Origin of the sequence: Gynurincola endophyticus (genome assembly GCF_003991195.1) — a bacterium.
GTDB lineage: Bacteria > Bacteroidota > Bacteroidia > Chitinophagales > Chitinophagaceae > Gynurincola > Gynurincola endophyticus.
In genome coordinates, this window is record NZ_RCWL01000005.1 from 204,659 (window position 1) to 221,640 (window position 16,982).

Genomic DNA, 16,982 nt, shown 5'->3' on the forward strand with positions numbered 1-16,982 from the left:
AACCCTCGTTCATAATGGCAAAGCACTGTTTCAACATACTAACATTCAATCATCCGAGCGAATCGCTCACCTTCTATTTTTCCGAGAAGGAGCAAGAAGGAACTACACGAATTTATCATTCATTGGTTCCTGATGAGGTCATTGATAAGTATGCAGAACAGGAACATTACTACACTTCATTTTGCCAAGAAAAAGAAGGGTTTATTCCGGTTACTAAGCCAACTACACCAACCTATGAGAAAATCACTAACGAAGAAGGAATTGAAAAATCAGTTCAGGTTTCCAATTCCGCATTGTCTTCATCCATTCTCAAACGTTACTACAATTCACTAATTCATAACCATTTCAAGTCAAAGGGCTGTTTGGTCAAACCTAACTTTGTCAGCGATACAGAAGTTTGGTTGCCAAGCGATACACAAGACAAGGAAGGGATATACAAAACCTTTGACCGTTTTTCATTGAAGGTGCAGTTCAGAACAGTTTCCAATAGTCTTGAATTATTGGTCACATTTGAAGGCAAGTCAAAGATTTTTAAAACTCCTGTATCAGAACTTTTTGAAGAAGTACCTGTAAGGGCATTCAATTGGGTGGTCTATGAAAAAGGACTACACCGCTTTGATGAATTGCCAGATGATGGGAAAAGAAATTACGATAAGGTTTATCCTGTTTGGAATTTTGAAATAAGGGATGCTTTGCACCAGGAGACAGAAGCCCCGGACAAGACGAACAAATACAGGAAGTTCAAAACGGCCATTGATAAATTTTACAGGGAGCAGCTTAATGCAGCCGAGTTCAAGGCCATCATTCCGCTTTCATCTAAAGGGTTTATTACAGTTGATGAAGTCCGCATCGGTTCAATTGAAAAGTCCAGCAACAAACTCGTATTTGGAAATCAAAAGCTGCACCATGTACCGTATTATGGCATTACAGAAAATGGTCCTTTCGAGTTAAGCCCATCATCAAAGATTCATTTCTTTTTTATTCTCCATGAAGATGATAGAGAAGTAGCTGCCAAGATTCACAACTACTTTAATGGCAAACTCAACGGCTTTAGAGGGCTATCAAAATTCATTCATACACCGTATCATCCAGATAAAGAACTCGCAATCTATTTCAAGGATAGGGATAACCCTTGGCCGGAACTGTATGAGCAAATCAATGACAAGGACTTTGATACCGACATTCAGCACATAGCTATTTACATTTCCCCAATCAGCAAGAATGTTCCAGTCAAATCTCAGAGGTTGATTTACTACAAGCTGAAAGAGCTACTATTGAAAAAAGGAGTTTCCTCTCAGGTGATAGATCCTGACAAAGTGATTACCAACGACAAGTATCATTTCAGCTTGCCAAACATCGCAATAGCCATTCTCGCAAAGCTCAATGGCACTCCGTGGAGGTTGGACACAAAGCTGAAGAATGAATTGATTGTTGGAGTTGGAGCATTCAAGCACACAGAAGTTGACATCCAATATATCGGCAGTGCTTTCAGTTTCTCCAATACAGGGAAATTCAACCGATTTGAATGCTTTCAGAAAGACCAAACAAAAGAGTTGGCAGGTTCAATTCTAAGAGCAGTTAAAGACTATGTGAATGTAAATACAGGAATCAGAAGGCTTGTAATTCACTTCTACAAAGACATGAGTAGAGAGGAAGTAGAACCGATTGAGAACGGCCTGAAAGAATTGGACTTGAACATTCCGGTCTTTATCGTCACCATCAACAAAACGGAATCATCCGATATTGTTGCCTTTGATTTGGACTGGAAAGATTTGATGCCCGTAAGTGGCACTTTTATCAAATTAGGCTACAACAGATTTCTACTTTTCAACAATACCAGGTATTCAGCATCAGAGTTCAATTTCAATGATGGATTTTCATTTCCAGTAAAGCTCAAGATAAATTGCTCCAATCCTGAATTGGTTGATGATTACAAAACAGTAAAGGAGCTTATCGATCAAGTATATCAGTTCAGTCGCATGTACTGGAAGTCAGTAAGACAACAAAATTTGCCCGTTACAATCAAGTACCCTGAAATGGTTGCAGAAATGCTCCCTTACTTTGAAGGCAACGAGATTCCTGATTACGGTAAAGACAATCTTTGGTTCTTATGATGATTACGGAACACCCACCGCACATTTGCCAACCCGCACCAATGTGCTTCCAGTAGGTTCATTCCGGTCGTTCGTTCCTCACTCTCTTCATTCACCCACTTCCAGCACCGCACAGCAAGAGTAGCCCGTTATTCCATTCCGCTGCGCTACATTCCATACCGTGCCACACTTGCTTTTCCCAACGCACCCCCCAACGCAGGTAAAGCGGTGTTCGTCAGTCGTTCCGTTTTGTTCCGCAAAAACATATCTGCAAGGGTAAAATGCACTCCCTTCGGTCGCCCTTGCACATACCGTTCACTTACCAGTTCGTTTGCGCTCCAGTAGGTGCTCACTCACTGCCGTTCACTTGTTTTGCTTCACACACTCTCTCCTTCCTCACTCGCAGCTATTTCATCCCCCCAAACCCCTTCTATGGTGTTCGCTAAACTCACAATATTTTTTATTGGGGGTCTGCCGCTGCTTATTGTTTTTGCTCGCCTGCGGGTCGCTGCGGGCTGATCGGGCTGTCATGTTTTTTGCTTTCCCCTATGTGCTTTCAGTCGCTTCGTTTCAGTCATTCGTTCCTCATTCCTTCAACTCAGCCACTTTCAGCACCGCTCACAAGCGTAGCTCTTTCACTACACTACACGAGCCAACGTACCGTCATTCCGCAATCTGCCTGCAATCCTTCTCCAATGGGTTTGTACTCCAATCAAAAAATACAAACCCAACCAATGCTATTGCAGGCAGTTATTGCTCCATTCCCTTCCAATAATCGTTTCGTTTCGTTCAGTCGCTACCCTTGCCTTTGCCGACCCTGATGCAAAAAAACACGCCAGCCCTGCCGTAAACGGTAGGCGTCTGCCGCCCTCATTCTTCGGGCTTTTGCAGCCACCACCCTTGCTCCGCTCGCAGGCGGCTCGCAGAAATGGCTTCGCCTTGGTTTACCTGCGTTTCCCGCTTTTTTCCCACCGCACAATTGAGTACATTCGTTAACAATGAAAGAACTATTTGAAGACTTTTATTATTTAATATTCCCCAGGGATGAAGAAGGTGTTTACAAGACAGACACCGACAGTCCTTTATGGGTTAAAATTCTGGTTGTTGCTTTCATCGGGTTTATGTGTTTCATGCTTGCAATAGCATCTTAATAGAAACAGATTCCAGTTTTCTAATCCTTCAATTCGACCTTAACTCGGGTCAATAAATAACTCAAACATAAAGCAAAGTTACAGGCGTGCGGATGCGAGAGCTGCAAGGGTTCGCTTCGCCTGTTTGGGAAAAAAATCTCCACCCTACGGGTAGTATTTTTTTCCCACAGCCCTTGCATCAATCGCACCGTCCTGTAGTGTGAGGGTATTATGTTTAAGTTATTATTCAGAGTCCGTTTCGGCAGCCGGTGGTTGTTGGCGGGCGTTCGCACCTCAGGTCGTCCGTTCCATGCAGGCGTTCAGCGTTTCGGTATCACTGATTATACGCTGCGTGTCTTTTGGTTCGAGTTGTGCCTTTCAGAGCTTCCTTTTTAGGGGGCTCTTTTTTTTACTCGTACAGGGAAAATTTTAAAAAGAGAATAGCAAAGATAGGCGGGTTCGCACATGCCCAACGCACTTTCGGACAGTCAAGGTCAAGCCCTACGGGTTTTGAAAAAAATCTCTACCCGAAGGGTAGTATTTTTTCCAAAAACCTTGACAGCCGAGCCTCACCCGCCTGAAAGACAGCTTTCTCTTTTCTTTTTTTCCCTTTTTTCTTTTCTCTTTTGAAAAAATATATGCGAAGCGCAGCGAGCAAAACTTTAATGGCTCACTGTATGAAATCGTTTCGTATCAAAACACACCGACTGGAAAGCAGCTACCAACAGCCGCACTTCTTTATCCTGAATAAAGGATTGAACAGCGGGAAACCGCTCAACCAAGCTTGCCCGAATTGCTTTGTTTGCCTCACCGACAACCAAGAGGACAGGGAATTTCTCTTTTGGCTATGCTTTGGATTGTGGAGGTCAAAATCATTTCACTATCTCCTGAAAGGCTCAGTGATTCCATTTGTGACTATTGATGAAATCCGAAAGCTGATTCGGGAAAGCTCCACCAAAGCAAGCTGCAAAGACCAGGCATTTCAGAAGGCAATTCAAGCCCTTCAACTACTCGATACCAACGAGCAAAAAATCAAGGTCACACTAAAGATGATTGATACTGCCAGACAAGCCATATTTTATGACTTGATGAAAGAAACAGGAGCAGGATAGAATCCTGCACTGCCAAAAAAACAGGGCAACAAAAGCAAAATAAAGCACACTACCGCAACAGCACCCAAGAGAGAACTACCGCTTAATTCTTGAAGTAATTTAGTTGGCGAAGGGCAAATCCATGGTAAGTCCGTGTCAAGTCCAAGCAAATGTTTAACTCCTTAAAAATCGTAAAGAGATGGGAAAAATTAATCAAGGTATTCTCGGTGGCGTATCAGGCCAAGTAGGGAATGTAATCGGTGGAACTTGGAAGGGCATCGATTACCTGCGCATCAAACCTTCCAGTGTAGCGAACCCAAGAACTGAAGGTCAGGTTGACCAGCGTTCTAAATTTTCAACTGTCCTAAGGTTCTTGCAACCAATGACAGACTTCCTGAGAGTCGGTTTCAAGTTGTATGCAAACCGTATGACCCAATTCAATGCGGCCATGTCTTACAACCTGAATAATGCAGTTACCGGAGCTTATCCAAACTTCATGATTGACTATGCAAGTGCATTGGTCACTCGTGGTAACTTGACAGGTGCGGCCAACGGTGCAGCCACTTCTCCAAGTGCTGGAAACGTAGAAGCAACCTGGACAGACAACTCAGGAAGCGGAAGTGCTCAAGCAACAGACAAAGCTCTGATTGCTCTTCTGAACACTACCCGAGGGGAAGCAGTGTTCACCACTGCGGGACCAGCAAGGTCTGCCGGATCAGCGACCATTCCAGTGCCTTCTGAGTACTCAGGAGAAGACGTTGAAGTCTTCTTAGGTTTTGTATCAGAAGACGGAATTAAAGTCGCCAAAAGCGTTTATTTAGGCTCTGTAACAGTTGCGTAAAGCGATTGGTGTTTTCCTTGAAAACCGCTTCCTTTGTGAAGCGGTTTTTTTATGCCCATACCCCTCGATTTTTCCTTTATTATCGCTTAGTTTGACATTCCTAAGCGTTTTTTGTTGCTAATGCGTTTCTACACTTTTAGCAATACACTGAATTACAGTAAGTTAAAAGCAATTAAAATATTTTGTATCGGGAAGTAAAATCAAACTTCTTAGAAAAGTCGAATAATATCACAAAAAGAGCTAAAATAATTTATTAGCTATTATACCACTTTTTCGTTTACATAAATCGTTAGGTTAATAAATTGCCTATAATGATTTTTCTAATGTTTAGTGTTGTTAATGCAATTATGTATATAAAATGTAAAAAAAAGTACAGAGTTAAAATAGATGTAAGAGATGATAAAATGTACTATTGGCAATAGTAACAATCAAATAAATTATTACCTCAATAATTGAAATATAATAAAGTGAGCGCAGTTTTTATTATAGGTAAAAGTATTGAAAATGGACAACCATTGCATGTTCGAGATGCGAGTAATGGTTTGTCTTGTAATTGCATTTGTTATGAATGTGAACAAAAGTTAGAAGCAGTACAGGGAAAACGGGATTGGTATTTTCGTCACTATAATAAATCTGCTTGCAAGGGAAATAATGAAACAGCCTTGCACAACTATGCAAAATTATTACTTTGCCAAAACACATTCATTCAATCAAAAAAAAAGATAATTAATTACACAAATCCATCTTTAGAAACAGTTACTGATAAATACCGCTCTGATGTGAGTGTTAAATACAATGATTCAATACTGCATTTTGAAATTGTAGTCAGAAATAAATTAACCTCAGAAAAGATTAATTATTATAAAAAGAATAAGATAAACTGCATCAAGATTGATTTAAGTAGTCGTATTTTATTGTCTGCTGAACCTAAAGATATTAGAGATGCGGTAATAGAAGATAAAAAAAATAAAGACTTCATTCAATGGAATGAAGATGAGAATTGTAATTGGCTGATTGCATGTGGATTGTTTATTGCATCATTATTTGTTTTAAATGGATTGTTACGTGGCCGACATAAAATTAAAAAATAGAATATATGTTTGTACTCAAATGATCTAAGCCCATGACTTACATCAACCTGTTCTCCGTCGCTATTCTCACCAGCTCTATCATGTTTCTGGCCTTAAATTTTTGTAGCAGGTTGCGGCGATGAGTTTCTACCGTAATCAGACTGATAAATAGTTTTTCAGCAATTTGGGCAGACGTATTTCCTTCGGCAATAGATTGCAATATTTGTTTTTCACGCTTGGTGATTTTGGGTAGTTCATATGAATAAACCGGTTGTGTCAACATGATTTCCTGAACTTCTTTGCTTAAAACTACTTTCCCATTTAAAGCTTCTTTAATACAGCTGATAATTTCCTGCGAATCCGCATTTTTTAGAATATAGCCACTCGCTCCATTTTGTAATAACTGAAAAATGATGCTTCTTTCAGCCTGGTTACTAACACCGATCACTATCGTTTTGGGAGATAGCTTTTTAATAGATTTACAGAAATCTAACCCACTGCCATCACTTAAAACGATATCCAGCAGTACAAGGTCTACTTCATTGCCTGTAATGAAATCTAAAAATGCAGTGCCCTTAGTAAAAGAATAAATCTGATAATTTTCCTGCGATTGGATTAAAGATTTTAACCCTTCCAGTACCATAGGATGGTCGTCAACGATCGCTAAGGTTATTTTACTTTCTTTAGACATAACATTCTACATTTATAGTGGTTCCTTCGCCTTTGGAGGAGTTTATTTCTAGTAATCCATTAATGAGCTGAACACGGTTTTCTATATTTTTTATACCTGATCCGTAAACGATGCTGTCCTGGTCATAACCGATTCCATCGTCTTCTATGGTTAGTTGTAAACTGTTCTCATTTTGACTGATTTGAACAATTACAGTGCTGGCTTGTGCATGTTTCAAAACATTACTGATACATTCCTGCACAATTCTATATAATGCCAATTCTGTTTTAAAAGGTACGTGACGACATAAGTTATACGCTTCAAATTGTATGGCAAGATGATTATGATTCATAGAGTCGCACAATTCTTTTAAAGCAGTTTCTAAACCGAGATTTTTGAGTGTTTCGGGCATGAGGTTTCTTGAGATTCTTCTCATTTCGAGTATGGCCTGATCCAACTTTTTGAGAATTTCTTTATCGCTGTTACTATCGGTTGACAGGTTCATTCTAATGCTGGCTAACATGCCTCCCATACTGTCGTGAAGATCTTGCGCCACCCGTTGACGTTCCTGTTCTTCACCCTGCAGGATAGCCTGTGCTGCTTCGAATTTTCTGTCGTTCGATATCTGATTTAACTTCTGTTGATGGTTGATATGTATTTGTTCGTTCAGTTGCCGTTGATTACGGTAGTTGAAATAAATCAGAATACTGATGGAAATCACCAGACCAAGCGCAACAATCAAAATCAGAATCCTAAGATTTTTATTTTGATCCATTAGTTCTGCCTGCATTTTTTCCTGCTCCAGTTTATTGATTGTTTTTTGCTTTTCTGCCGTTTCATGAACAATTTCCAGTTCGTTCATTTTTTCTAATAACCTGGCCGCCTGAATACTATCACTCAATGCAAACGACTTTTTTAACCAATAATATGCTTCTTTAAAATTGCCCATTGCTTCATCCACAATAGATAATTGGGTCAGTACTATTTTCCTGTTATTCACCTCCGCTGTTAAAATTCCTTCTCTTAATATATTCTCCAGTACAGCTTTAGCCTCAGAATATTTTTTTTGTACCAGGTAGTTATTGTAAATGCGAAACTCAATTAATTGAAGCGATTGAATCTGCTGATATTCTTTTGCCAGTTCTACCCCTTTTTGTAAGCTTTCAAGGGCCTTGGTGCTATTGCTGGTGGTTGTATAATACATGCCCTCCTGATAGTAATAGTTTACATAATGAAAAGAAGATGGATACTTTTTTAGGATGTCAGCAGCTTTGTCGAGGTATATTTTTGCCGTTTTGCTGTCAGGCATATAACAATAGTTACTCACCATATTCAGATAAGTAATCAGGTGAACATTTTCTTCTTCCGGGATGCCTTGCAGAATGCTCAAAGATTTCTGATGTTGTTCATCAGCTTTGCTCAATTGCCCGACCGACATAAAGATCAGTCCTAATTGTGTATAGTAATATGCCTGTAGTGGAAGGTCATTTATTTCACTTGCTAACGGGATACATTTGTTGGTTAACAGATCTACCATGTAATCATAACCTTTACTCTGAAATCTTAGATACGCCAGATTGTACAAGGTTTGTGCTAATGTTCTTTTAGTAATACTGTCTGAGGCTTTTTCAAGTAAAAAAACAGCCCGCTCAAAAAGTTTTTCTGCTTTGCTTTTTTCGAGTAATTTATTCCAGTACAATGCTTCGTAATATAATATGGTTCCGCTGGTTGCCGGACTGTTACCGCCAATTGATCTGGCAGCTGTTAACGCGTTTTTACTTTTCAGTGTATCTTTTTGCAGCCAGTATTCAGAGAGCAACAGATAGGTCTGAAGGCGTTTACTGTTTTCCTTCTCTTGCTGTAAGTTTTCGTTTAATTGCTGGTAATATTGCTGTTCGTTAAGTGGTAAAAGCTGTTGAGCCTGAACAGGTGAATAAAGCTGCAATAACAGCGTAAAAAGAACTATAATCGGAACTCTGAACATAGGGTGCAAATGAATTAATCGTACAAATATCCTAATAAAAACGGTAAATATTTTTACTTAGAAAGATATCACTGTATACCATGAGAAAAAAATCATGGTATATCGGGATTGTTCGTGATGGACGGCTTCAGGAACTTTGCTCTAACAATTTAAATAATTCGTAATGAGAAAACTGAATCTGAAAATCACAATGTTATGCGTAACAGCATTATTTGCTGTAAGCTCTATGGTAACCGGTTGCAGCAAGAAAAAAGATGATGAACCTACAGGACAGGGAGCGATTGAAGCCGCGGTGGGTACTTACAAAGGAAAAATCAGTGTGTATGAACAAATTCCCGGTGATAACAGATGGGAATTCTTTGATGCTATTATTGTGGTGAGCAAAGAAGGAAATGACAAACTTAAAATCGCAGCCAAATCAGGCGAAGCTTATTCAGGTATTACCTCTAAAACCTTTACCGTAGAAGCCGGCGCATTTTTCGGACAAGCTCCGGTAGATGTTATTTCTAAAATTGGTTCAGTTGAAGGAATGTTTGCTTATTACGGTTCTAATAAAACGATTACTGTGGTTACCCAGAAACAGGGTGCGAATGAAATTCATTATTCATTTGACGGAACCAAACAATAGGTGCCGGTAATTTATCCGTTTATCATGTAAATATCATGAAGCCCTTTTCAACATTTTAATGCTGAAAAGGGCTTTTCTTTAATATATTTGACATATGAAAAGTATTAAAAATATCTTGTTCTTACTAGCGATACTGGTGGTGGGATGTAGTAAATCCGGAAGTAATGATTCTCCTGATGATCAGAATGTAATTAAAGATACTTTTAAGGAAGGAGTGATTGAAATGGGAATCTATAGCGGAGGTGCAGATTTGGGAGTGGTCATTGATCAGGTGAACTGGTCTGCAGATAATGTGCGTGAACAGGTTGAAAATGTTTTGAACAATTTATCTGATGAAGAAAATCCGATGAAAATTATTCAAAAGGTCAGTGAGAATAATCCATGGCTGGCTTTTTCTTTAATTCTAAATATGACTAATTGTGATTATTACATTAAAGACCAGACTGTGTTGGGTAAAGCGAGAGGAATGGGGTGGGTAATGGATAATTATCATAACCGATCTGCTGATAAAGGAAGTGTATATATTGAAACACTGGTTCAGACAGATGAGATCAGTGATGCCGATAAAAGAATTTTTGCAACCTACACACCTTCTGAAGATTTAGGAAGTCAATTGAATGCCATTGACTTTAGTAATTTTAAAAGAGAGCAGCAGCCAAAGAAAGAAAATGTTTTGAATTATTTATGTGATGTAACTACCTATACTGCTGTTAATAATGTTCCGGGAAGTCAGTTGAACCTTTATAAAATTGTTGTATATACATCATCTTTGTTTGATAAAACGATCAATTTTACACATCCGTATTATCTTCCTGAAGACGGAGGTATCTTACGGTTAGATATTTATTTTGAAAATATTCCCGAGCCAACTCTGGTAATGGCTCCAAAATCAATCATCCCAAGAGTTGTTACTTCTGGTGAGTTAACTACCAGAACAGCCACCCCATCTACTACTATTAATGACCCGGCCTGGGGCTTTAAAGCATTGGGTCTTTTAATGAGTGGATTCTCCGTGTTAAACGAAGAATAAACTGTCAAAACAAATAATCGTTGTAAATTATACAGAATAGAGTCTGGCTATTTTAGTCAGACTTTTTTATTCCTAAGTAATTGATAAATAGATGTTTATTGATTAGGTTGGAATATTGCCGGGCAAGTATTATATTGTATATTCACCATAGGTAGAAAGTTCATGTTTAAGTATTGGCTTATTTCTCTGATGCTGTGTTGTTCATTGGTATCTTTGTATGCTGAGAAACCTGAGGCTAGCCTATTGGTTATTCATGATCAGAAAGAATCTGTTGTTTATATCACAAAAACCGGAGAGAAGTATCATAAAGAAAGTTGCCGGCATCTCTCTAAGAGTTCCATTAAAATATCACGTAAGGAGGCTATCAAAAACGGATATGCCGCTTGCAAGATCTGTAAACCCTAGTGCCACAAAAAGACTGTAGTCATTTATTCAACTACTTTAAACAAATTTGTATGGTACAATTTTCATCGGATAATCCGCTTTCCACTGAGCTTCAATCAGCTTTTTCCCGTTTACTAAAATACCATAATCATACTGAGTTTGTAACAGGTATCATGACTCAAATTTCCGAAAAAGGATACATTACCCGTCAGGATTTAAATGCAATTCAAAATCATTTTCCGGATGTCACTTTGTTGAAGTACAAGAATGAACTATTAGATCTGGTGATTGATTATATCATATTAGCATTAAATGATCACTTGTTAACAGATGAAGAAATCGAAAATGTGTTATACCTAAAACGTCTGTTCGAAATAAGAGAGGGAGATTTTTATAGGGAAAAGTATATGGCGATCGGTCTGGTTTTAGATAAACAATTTCAATTGATTTATAGAAATGATTATAAAGTAAGTCTGGAAGAAGCTCTACGCAAAGTTCATCTACAGGATATATTTGATTTGAGTTATGATCAGTTGTTGGAATTCAAAGAGAAAGAAATCCGCAATGCGCTCAATAACGGTGCAGATTTAAGAGATTTAGATACAGGCAAAATTCCATAACGAAGCATTAAGGATGCTTCTTTTTTGATTTATAGTAAGATGGTTTATTATTAAAAATTCATTATAAAACTGTTATCAGATGAACGAAAATGAAATTACCGGTATGATTAACCACAGCAATGAACATATCAGTAAACTACATGACATTGTAAAGAAAACCATGCAGGAAGAAGAACTGATCGTAAATAATTTACTGCATCCTCCCAAAGATATTCTAACTACCGGTCAGCGTGTTTCTGATAAAGTAGCGCGCTTTGGAGGTAGCTGGATGTTTATCATTTTGTTTATCATCATTCTTTTTGGCTGGATTATATATAACTCTCTGACACCAAAAAGTGATCAGTTCGATCCTTATCCTTTTATCTTAATGAATCTGATTTTGTCTTGTATTGCAGCACTTCAGGCACCCATCATTATGATGAGCCAGAACAGGCAGGAAGAAAAAGACAGGATGCGTGGAGAAAATGATTACCTGATCAATCTGAAAGCTGAACTCGAAATCAGAAGTCTGCATCAAAAACTCGATGTATTATTAGAAGAACAGGTGAGGGAACTGTATGAATCACAGGTAACTCAATTAGAATTATTGAAAACACTTTCTGCTAAAATTGAAGCACTCGAGAAAAGAGTTGATACTCCTCCGGCAAAAGATTAATGGATCGGTATAAATGGTTTAAGTGTCTTTAAATTTTTATTTGAAACCCACATAGGATGCAAAACAAAGTTTTTTATGCAGGAGGTCAACATTTTTGAATCCAACTTTTTCCATTAGTTGTAATTGATACACCAGACTTCTAGGCGAATCTTCCTTTTCGATGTAACTAAATACATGGTCTCTATATTTTTCATCTTTTAATGAAATCAGATATTCTCCATACTTTTGCTCGTAGATAAATTTTTGCAGCGATAAATTATTTTGTTGAATCAGATCGAATATCCAGATACTTCCGCCCGGAGCTAATAGATTGTACAGTTTTTTGAATGAGGTTTCCCAGTCCTGATCATCGCGTAAATGATGCAGTACTGCAGTGGCGATAATAACATCAAATTTTTGATCGGGTAAACCAACTGTTCTGAAATCACTTTTAAAAGTAGTGACAGTACCGGTAGTTAATGTCTGAACGCGTTCTTTTGCTTTATCCAGCATCGGCTGACTAAGGTCTACCAACGTAACGTTTGTAGTACCGGTTTTTTGAAGTAGCTTAACAGGATAGTTACCTGCTCCACAGCCAATATCTAAAACCTCTTTTAAATCAGGATATAGCTGATTGATTGCATCAGTAATTAAGTTCATGTTAAAGGTAGCATCAAGCGTAGTTGCCTGACCTGTTTCAAGGTTGGAAAAACGTTCAACGTCTTTGTCAAAACGTTCTTCAATTTCCTTTAAACTGGATTTATGTTGCATAACAAAAGGAATTTTAGATTGTACAGATTGTTTTGCTGGTACTGAGTACCTTTAAAGATAAATAAAATTCTGAACAGATTACAGGGGGAGAATAGTAAATAGTAATTTTGGAAAGCAATAAAAAAAGCCACTGTTAAACAGTGGCTCTGAGAAAAGAATTAGAATATAAAGGACGTGATATTTCTGAATTTTTCATAAACAATGTTTGCTGCATCGTCATCTCCTGTATTAACTACATCATCAGAGATTGCATTTGTAATTTCCTCAGTACTAACATTTCTCTTCACGAAATTTTTCATTTCATAAATGATTTTACCAAAGTCTGCATCTCTTACACCTACTTCAATTTTCAGAATACCTCCGTTTTCTTCAAAATAGAAGGGGTGTAAAAGGTTAATGCCTTTGTTAATATCAGCAGCTACGTAAAGCTCAAGTTTTTGTACAACAACTCTGTCGAACTCAGGTTTGGCAGTATAAGTTACTTTCTTTACGGGATATCCTTCAATAGAACTGGTTTCTCCTTCGGTTCTTACATAAACACCCTCTCCGGTGGTGAGGGTAATGCCTGTTTCAGGAAGAAAATCTGACTCATAGCTAAATGACATGCTTTGACCGTTACCAAAAGTTCTTGCAACATATACATTTCCTTTAGCAGTTTCGGTATTCCAGATGTTTTGAGTTTCATGAGCAATTCCTCTACCCACTAAACGAACAATATTGCCTTTTATATAAATATCATTGCTGAAAATTGGTGATCGGTAAAGATGATCAACAATACTCCAGTTGTCTTCGAACAGATTGCCCAGTGTATTATTTTCTTCTGATGTCAGATTACTCCAGGCATCATCGTACGCATATGCGGGATGTTTGCTGCTATTTTCAATACTGTTAAAGAATTTCGCTACCAATGGGTTTGTAAAAGTAACTTCCAATTCTATTTTTCCTTCCTGAAAGTTTGCATTGTTGTTGTCGTCGTCTTTGTCTTTCGTACAACCAACTAAAGAGATAATCGCTAAGAGAAATAAATAAGAAAGTTTTCTCATGGATAAAGTTTAATGATGTTGATAAATGTTTTGTAGCTAATAAACGGATACTCACACACTTATATTGTAATTGAAGATGGCATGTATAAAAAATAAAAGCTACCTGCAGGTAGCTTTTATTTTTAGATTTTATACAAAGAAGGAGGTAATACTTCTGATTTCCAGATAAAGTGTTTCGAACTCTTCTGGTGTTTGGGGGTTAAGTGTTTCGGCCGGTGTTGAGTTGATTAATTCCTGTGCGCTTACTGCTCTTTTTTCTACTTTCTTTAATTCGTAAACGATTTTACCAAAATCAGTTTTAATCATTTCAACTTCAATTTTAATTACTCCGGCTGCTTCATTGGTAATAAACGGATGCATTAAATTGATTGACTTATCTAAAGAAGAGGCAACATAGACATCAATCTTTTTAATTTCATAAAAATCCTGTACAGCAGTTTTTACTGTGTAAGTTATTTTTTTAGCTGTAATACCTTCGATTGTGATCGATTCATTGGTTTCTGTTCTGGTAAAATCATCCGGATCTACACTTACAGATAAACCTGTTTCTCCCAGGATGTTTTGTTCGTAGCTGAAACCAAGACTATTGTCATTCATTAAACTTCCAACATAATAATTGCCTTTAATGGCGTCATTGTTCCATAAGTTTTGTATTTCATGAGCAATACCTCTTGAAACACCTCTTACCTGCGCTCCCTTAATGAAAATTTCATTTTTTACTATCGGCAGCCTTACTAAATAACCGGCTATTGTTGGGTTATTTGAGAACAAAGAAGATAGTTGGTTGTCTTCTTCACTGGTTAAATTGTCCCACGAATCATAATACGCCTGCCATGGTAAACTGTTACCGGTTTTAATATAACTAAAGAATTTATTTACAACGGGGTTGCTAAAACTGATGTCCAGTTCAAGTCTTGCTTCCGTAATTTCTGAAGTTTGAGAGTTGTCATCGCCGTCTTTGTCTTTCGAACAACTGGCAAAAGAAATTAATGCCAATAAAAGTAGATAAGATAGTTTTTTCATCTATATTTTTTTGAAACAGATAAATGTTTTTTATTAAAACGAATGTGTATTATTCTTTTTTGCGCTTATTAACGAAGGAATGACATGAGGTTTAATAATTTTTCATTTATCTCTAATTTCGTATCAAAATCGTTGTCTGTGATATGTTCCGGAGCTACTTTAATATCCAATTCGCCGGCAGTTACAGCTCTTGCTTCTACTTTGGTTACTTCATATATTAATTTACCCATATCACTATTTTTGAAGTCTATTTCCATTTTAACAATGCCATGCTCTTCATTAGTATGCATGAAGTGTAAAATGTTTGCTTCTTTTCTGATCTGTTCAGAAACGTAAATTTTTATATTAGAAGTGAAATCGTACTGTCCGATTGTTTTTAGTGCGTAATTGATCACTTTTGTATTGAAGCCAAAAACAGTAGCGTTTTCATTCAACTCAGATCTGTCATATAATTCTTCTGTACTAATTGGGCTCAGCGTGCTGATTCCTTTAGCAAATTCCAGATCAAAAGTGAAGGAAAGGTTATTTTCGAATTCATTCTCTATATAGTAACTACCTGTTCCTTTGCGTATGTCCCATGCTTTTTCGATGTTATAAGATAATGAATGCGTATTGCTTCTGGTATGATTATCTGAAATGAAAATTTCATTTTTTATAATTGGCAAAGTGTAAATAGCGAAAAATCCCATCGGATTATCGTCACGAAAGTTATTGATCGTTTGCTGCTCTTCATCCGTCAAAAGTTCGAACGCTTCTTCTATAGCCTGATCTGAACGTTTATCACTTTCTTTAATATAGTTTACATACTTGGCTAAAGTAGGGTTTGTGAAAGTGTAAGAGTATTCAATTCTACCCTGAACGTAATTTTCTAAAATAGGTGCCTGGTCATCGTCACCTTTGTCTTTCGTGCAACTGGTAAATGAAACTATTGCTAATAGTAACAGATAAGAGAGTTTCTTCATAGTTTTTTTGTTGATAAATGTCGTTAAATGAATGTGAACTATACGAAAAACCCCAAACCACGAGATGTGTTGGGGGTTCGTAAATTATCTTGGAAGAGAAATGATCTGGTGAATTTTTTCACTGATTTCATTTCTTGCACCGTCTTCTTTTGAGTCAATTATATGAGCAGATGTTGAGTTGGTTAACTCATCATCGCTAACTGCTCTGTTCTCTACTTTCGCCACTTCATAAATCATACTGCCTAATGTGTTGTTAGAATATTCCAGCTCTATTCTGATAATACCATTTTCTTCCTGAGTATATACAGGATGAAATGCGTTGTACATTTTGTCAATAGCAGTTGAAGTATGTACATGAATGGCTTTTAAGCCTTCACTCATACCTTCTTTCAATGTGTAAGTAATTTTTTTGGCAGGTAAACCGTTAAGAGTGGTGATAATAGACTCCTCGTTTCTGTCGTAATAACCTGTTTTAAGCGGTAGATTTGTAATTAATCCTCCTAGTAATTCTAAATCGTAATCGAATGAAATATCATCGTCTCTTCTGTTGGTAATAAAATAATTACCCTCACTGGTGGTGTTATTCCATTTTTTCTCTACAGTGTAAGTGATAGAGGTAGATACCATTCTGAATTCGTCGGCTTTGAAGAAAATTTCATTTTTTACAAAAGGCTTCATAAAGAAGTCTTCCAGTAAAAACCAGCTTTCCATGCCTAATTCATCTAAAAATTCCAGTTCTTCAGCAGTCAAACCCAGTCTGGCTTCTATAATAGCTTCGGGCCCTACTTTATTACTTGCTTTCATTAACTGAAAAAATTTGTTAACGGTGGCATTCGTAAAGCTCATTGAAAGTTCTATTCTTCCCTGATCGGTTACGGTTGGAGTATCACCGTCTTTGTCTTTCGAACAACCTACAAAAGTAATAACCGAAATAAACAGCAAATAGAAAATTTTTCTCATGGATAATGTGTAATTAATGATGATAATTTTTTTTGTTTTTGAGAGTCA

At 37.4% G+C, this 16,982-nt stretch carries 17 protein-coding genes; 9 read left to right on the forward strand and 8 right to left on the reverse strand.

The window, feature by feature from the left end; all coding sequences use genetic code 11:
* The first annotated feature begins 14 nt into the window (after positions 1-14).
* A complete protein-coding gene (locus D9O48_RS11390; protein ID WP_126973102.1) occupies positions 15-2,114 on the forward strand; it encodes a Piwi domain-containing protein in 2,100 nt (699 codons plus the stop codon).
* Between the two features lie 146 nt (positions 2,115-2,260).
* Here the strand turns inward: D9O48_RS11390 and D9O48_RS11395 are convergent, their stop codons facing one another.
* A complete protein-coding gene (locus tag D9O48_RS11395; RefSeq protein WP_126973103.1) occupies positions 2,261-2,446 on the reverse strand; it encodes a hypothetical protein in 186 nt (61 codons plus the stop codon).
* A gap of 645 nt (positions 2,447-3,091) precedes the next feature.
* On the opposite strand from D9O48_RS11395, the gene D9O48_RS18750 reads away from it, so the two are divergent.
* The 4 genes from D9O48_RS18750 (at position 3,092) to D9O48_RS11410 (ending at position 6,246) form a co-directional block, all read left to right on the forward strand.
* On the forward strand, positions 3,092-3,244 hold the full coding sequence (locus D9O48_RS18750; protein ID WP_158624875.1) for a hypothetical protein: 153 nt from the start codon (positions 3,092-3,094) through the stop codon (positions 3,242-3,244).
* A 656-nt stretch (positions 3,245-3,900) separates the two neighbouring features.
* Positions 3,901-4,335 (forward strand): DUF6943 family protein, encoded by a 435-nt coding sequence (locus tag D9O48_RS11400; protein ID WP_126973104.1) that lies wholly within the window; start codon positions 3,901-3,903, stop codon positions 4,333-4,335.
* Positions 4,336-4,513: 178 nt separating this feature from the next.
* Positions 4,514-5,155, forward strand: a complete 642-nt coding sequence (locus D9O48_RS11405) for a DUF6266 family protein (RefSeq protein WP_126973105.1) — start codon at positions 4,514-4,516, stop codon at positions 5,153-5,155.
* Positions 5,156-5,622: 467 nt separating this feature from the next.
* Positions 5,623-6,246, forward strand: a complete 624-nt coding sequence (locus D9O48_RS11410; RefSeq protein WP_126973106.1) for a hypothetical protein — start codon at positions 5,623-5,625, stop codon at positions 6,244-6,246.
* Between the two features lie 37 nt (positions 6,247-6,283).
* Here D9O48_RS11410 and D9O48_RS11415 read toward each other — a convergent pair whose 3' ends face one another.
* Positions 6,284-6,916, reverse strand: coding sequence for a response regulator transcription factor (locus D9O48_RS11415; RefSeq protein WP_126973107.1), 633 nt, complete (start codon positions 6,914-6,916; stop codon positions 6,284-6,286).
* Positions 6,909-8,879, reverse strand: coding sequence for a tetratricopeptide repeat-containing sensor histidine kinase (locus tag D9O48_RS11420; protein ID WP_126973108.1), 1,971 nt, complete (start codon positions 8,877-8,879; stop codon positions 6,909-6,911). The genes D9O48_RS11415 and D9O48_RS11420 overlap by 8 nt, the downstream gene beginning before the upstream one ends.
* Before the next feature lie 163 nt (positions 8,880-9,042).
* On the opposite strand from D9O48_RS11420, the gene D9O48_RS11425 reads away from it, so the two are divergent.
* The 4 genes from D9O48_RS11425 (at position 9,043) to D9O48_RS11445 (ending at position 12,196) form a co-directional block, all read left to right on the forward strand.
* Complete coding sequence (locus tag D9O48_RS11425; RefSeq protein ID WP_126973109.1) at positions 9,043-9,507, forward strand: hypothetical protein; 465 nt, start codon at positions 9,043-9,045, stop codon at positions 9,505-9,507.
* 94 nt (positions 9,508-9,601) lie between these two features.
* Positions 9,602-10,537, forward strand: a complete 936-nt coding sequence (locus D9O48_RS11430) for a hypothetical protein (protein WP_126973110.1) — start codon at positions 9,602-9,604, stop codon at positions 10,535-10,537.
* A gap of 455 nt (positions 10,538-10,992) precedes the next feature.
* On the forward strand, positions 10,993-11,541 hold the full coding sequence (locus D9O48_RS11440) for a hypothetical protein (protein ID WP_126973111.1): 549 nt from the start codon (positions 10,993-10,995) through the stop codon (positions 11,539-11,541).
* A gap of 79 nt (positions 11,542-11,620) precedes the next feature.
* Positions 11,621-12,196 carry a DUF1003 domain-containing protein gene (locus tag D9O48_RS11445; RefSeq protein ID WP_126973112.1) on the forward strand — a complete coding sequence of 192 codons (576 nt, stop codon included), beginning with the start codon at positions 11,621-11,623 and terminating at the stop codon, positions 12,194-12,196.
* Positions 12,197-12,232: 36 nt separating this feature from the next.
* Here D9O48_RS11445 and D9O48_RS11450 read toward each other — a convergent pair whose 3' ends face one another.
* From D9O48_RS11450 to D9O48_RS11470, 5 genes are all read right to left on the reverse strand, one after another.
* Positions 12,233-12,946: a class I SAM-dependent methyltransferase gene (locus D9O48_RS11450; protein WP_126973113.1), complete on the reverse strand. Its 714-nt coding sequence runs from the start codon at positions 12,944-12,946 to the stop codon at positions 12,233-12,235.
* A 158-nt stretch (positions 12,947-13,104) separates the two neighbouring features.
* Complete coding sequence (locus D9O48_RS11455; RefSeq protein ID WP_126973114.1) at positions 13,105-13,989, reverse strand: hypothetical protein; 885 nt, start codon at positions 13,987-13,989, stop codon at positions 13,105-13,107.
* Between the two features lie 129 nt (positions 13,990-14,118).
* Positions 14,119-15,012, reverse strand: a complete 894-nt coding sequence (locus tag D9O48_RS11460; RefSeq protein WP_126973115.1) for a hypothetical protein — start codon at positions 15,010-15,012, stop codon at positions 14,119-14,121.
* A 68-nt stretch (positions 15,013-15,080) separates the two neighbouring features.
* Complete coding sequence (locus D9O48_RS11465; protein ID WP_126973116.1) at positions 15,081-15,974, reverse strand: hypothetical protein; 894 nt, start codon at positions 15,972-15,974, stop codon at positions 15,081-15,083.
* Positions 15,975-16,058: 84 nt separating this feature from the next.
* Positions 16,059-16,934 carry a hypothetical protein gene (locus D9O48_RS11470; RefSeq protein ID WP_126973117.1) on the reverse strand — a complete coding sequence of 292 codons (876 nt, stop codon included), beginning with the start codon at positions 16,932-16,934 and terminating at the stop codon, positions 16,059-16,061.
* Between the last annotated feature and the right edge of the window lie 48 nt (positions 16,935-16,982).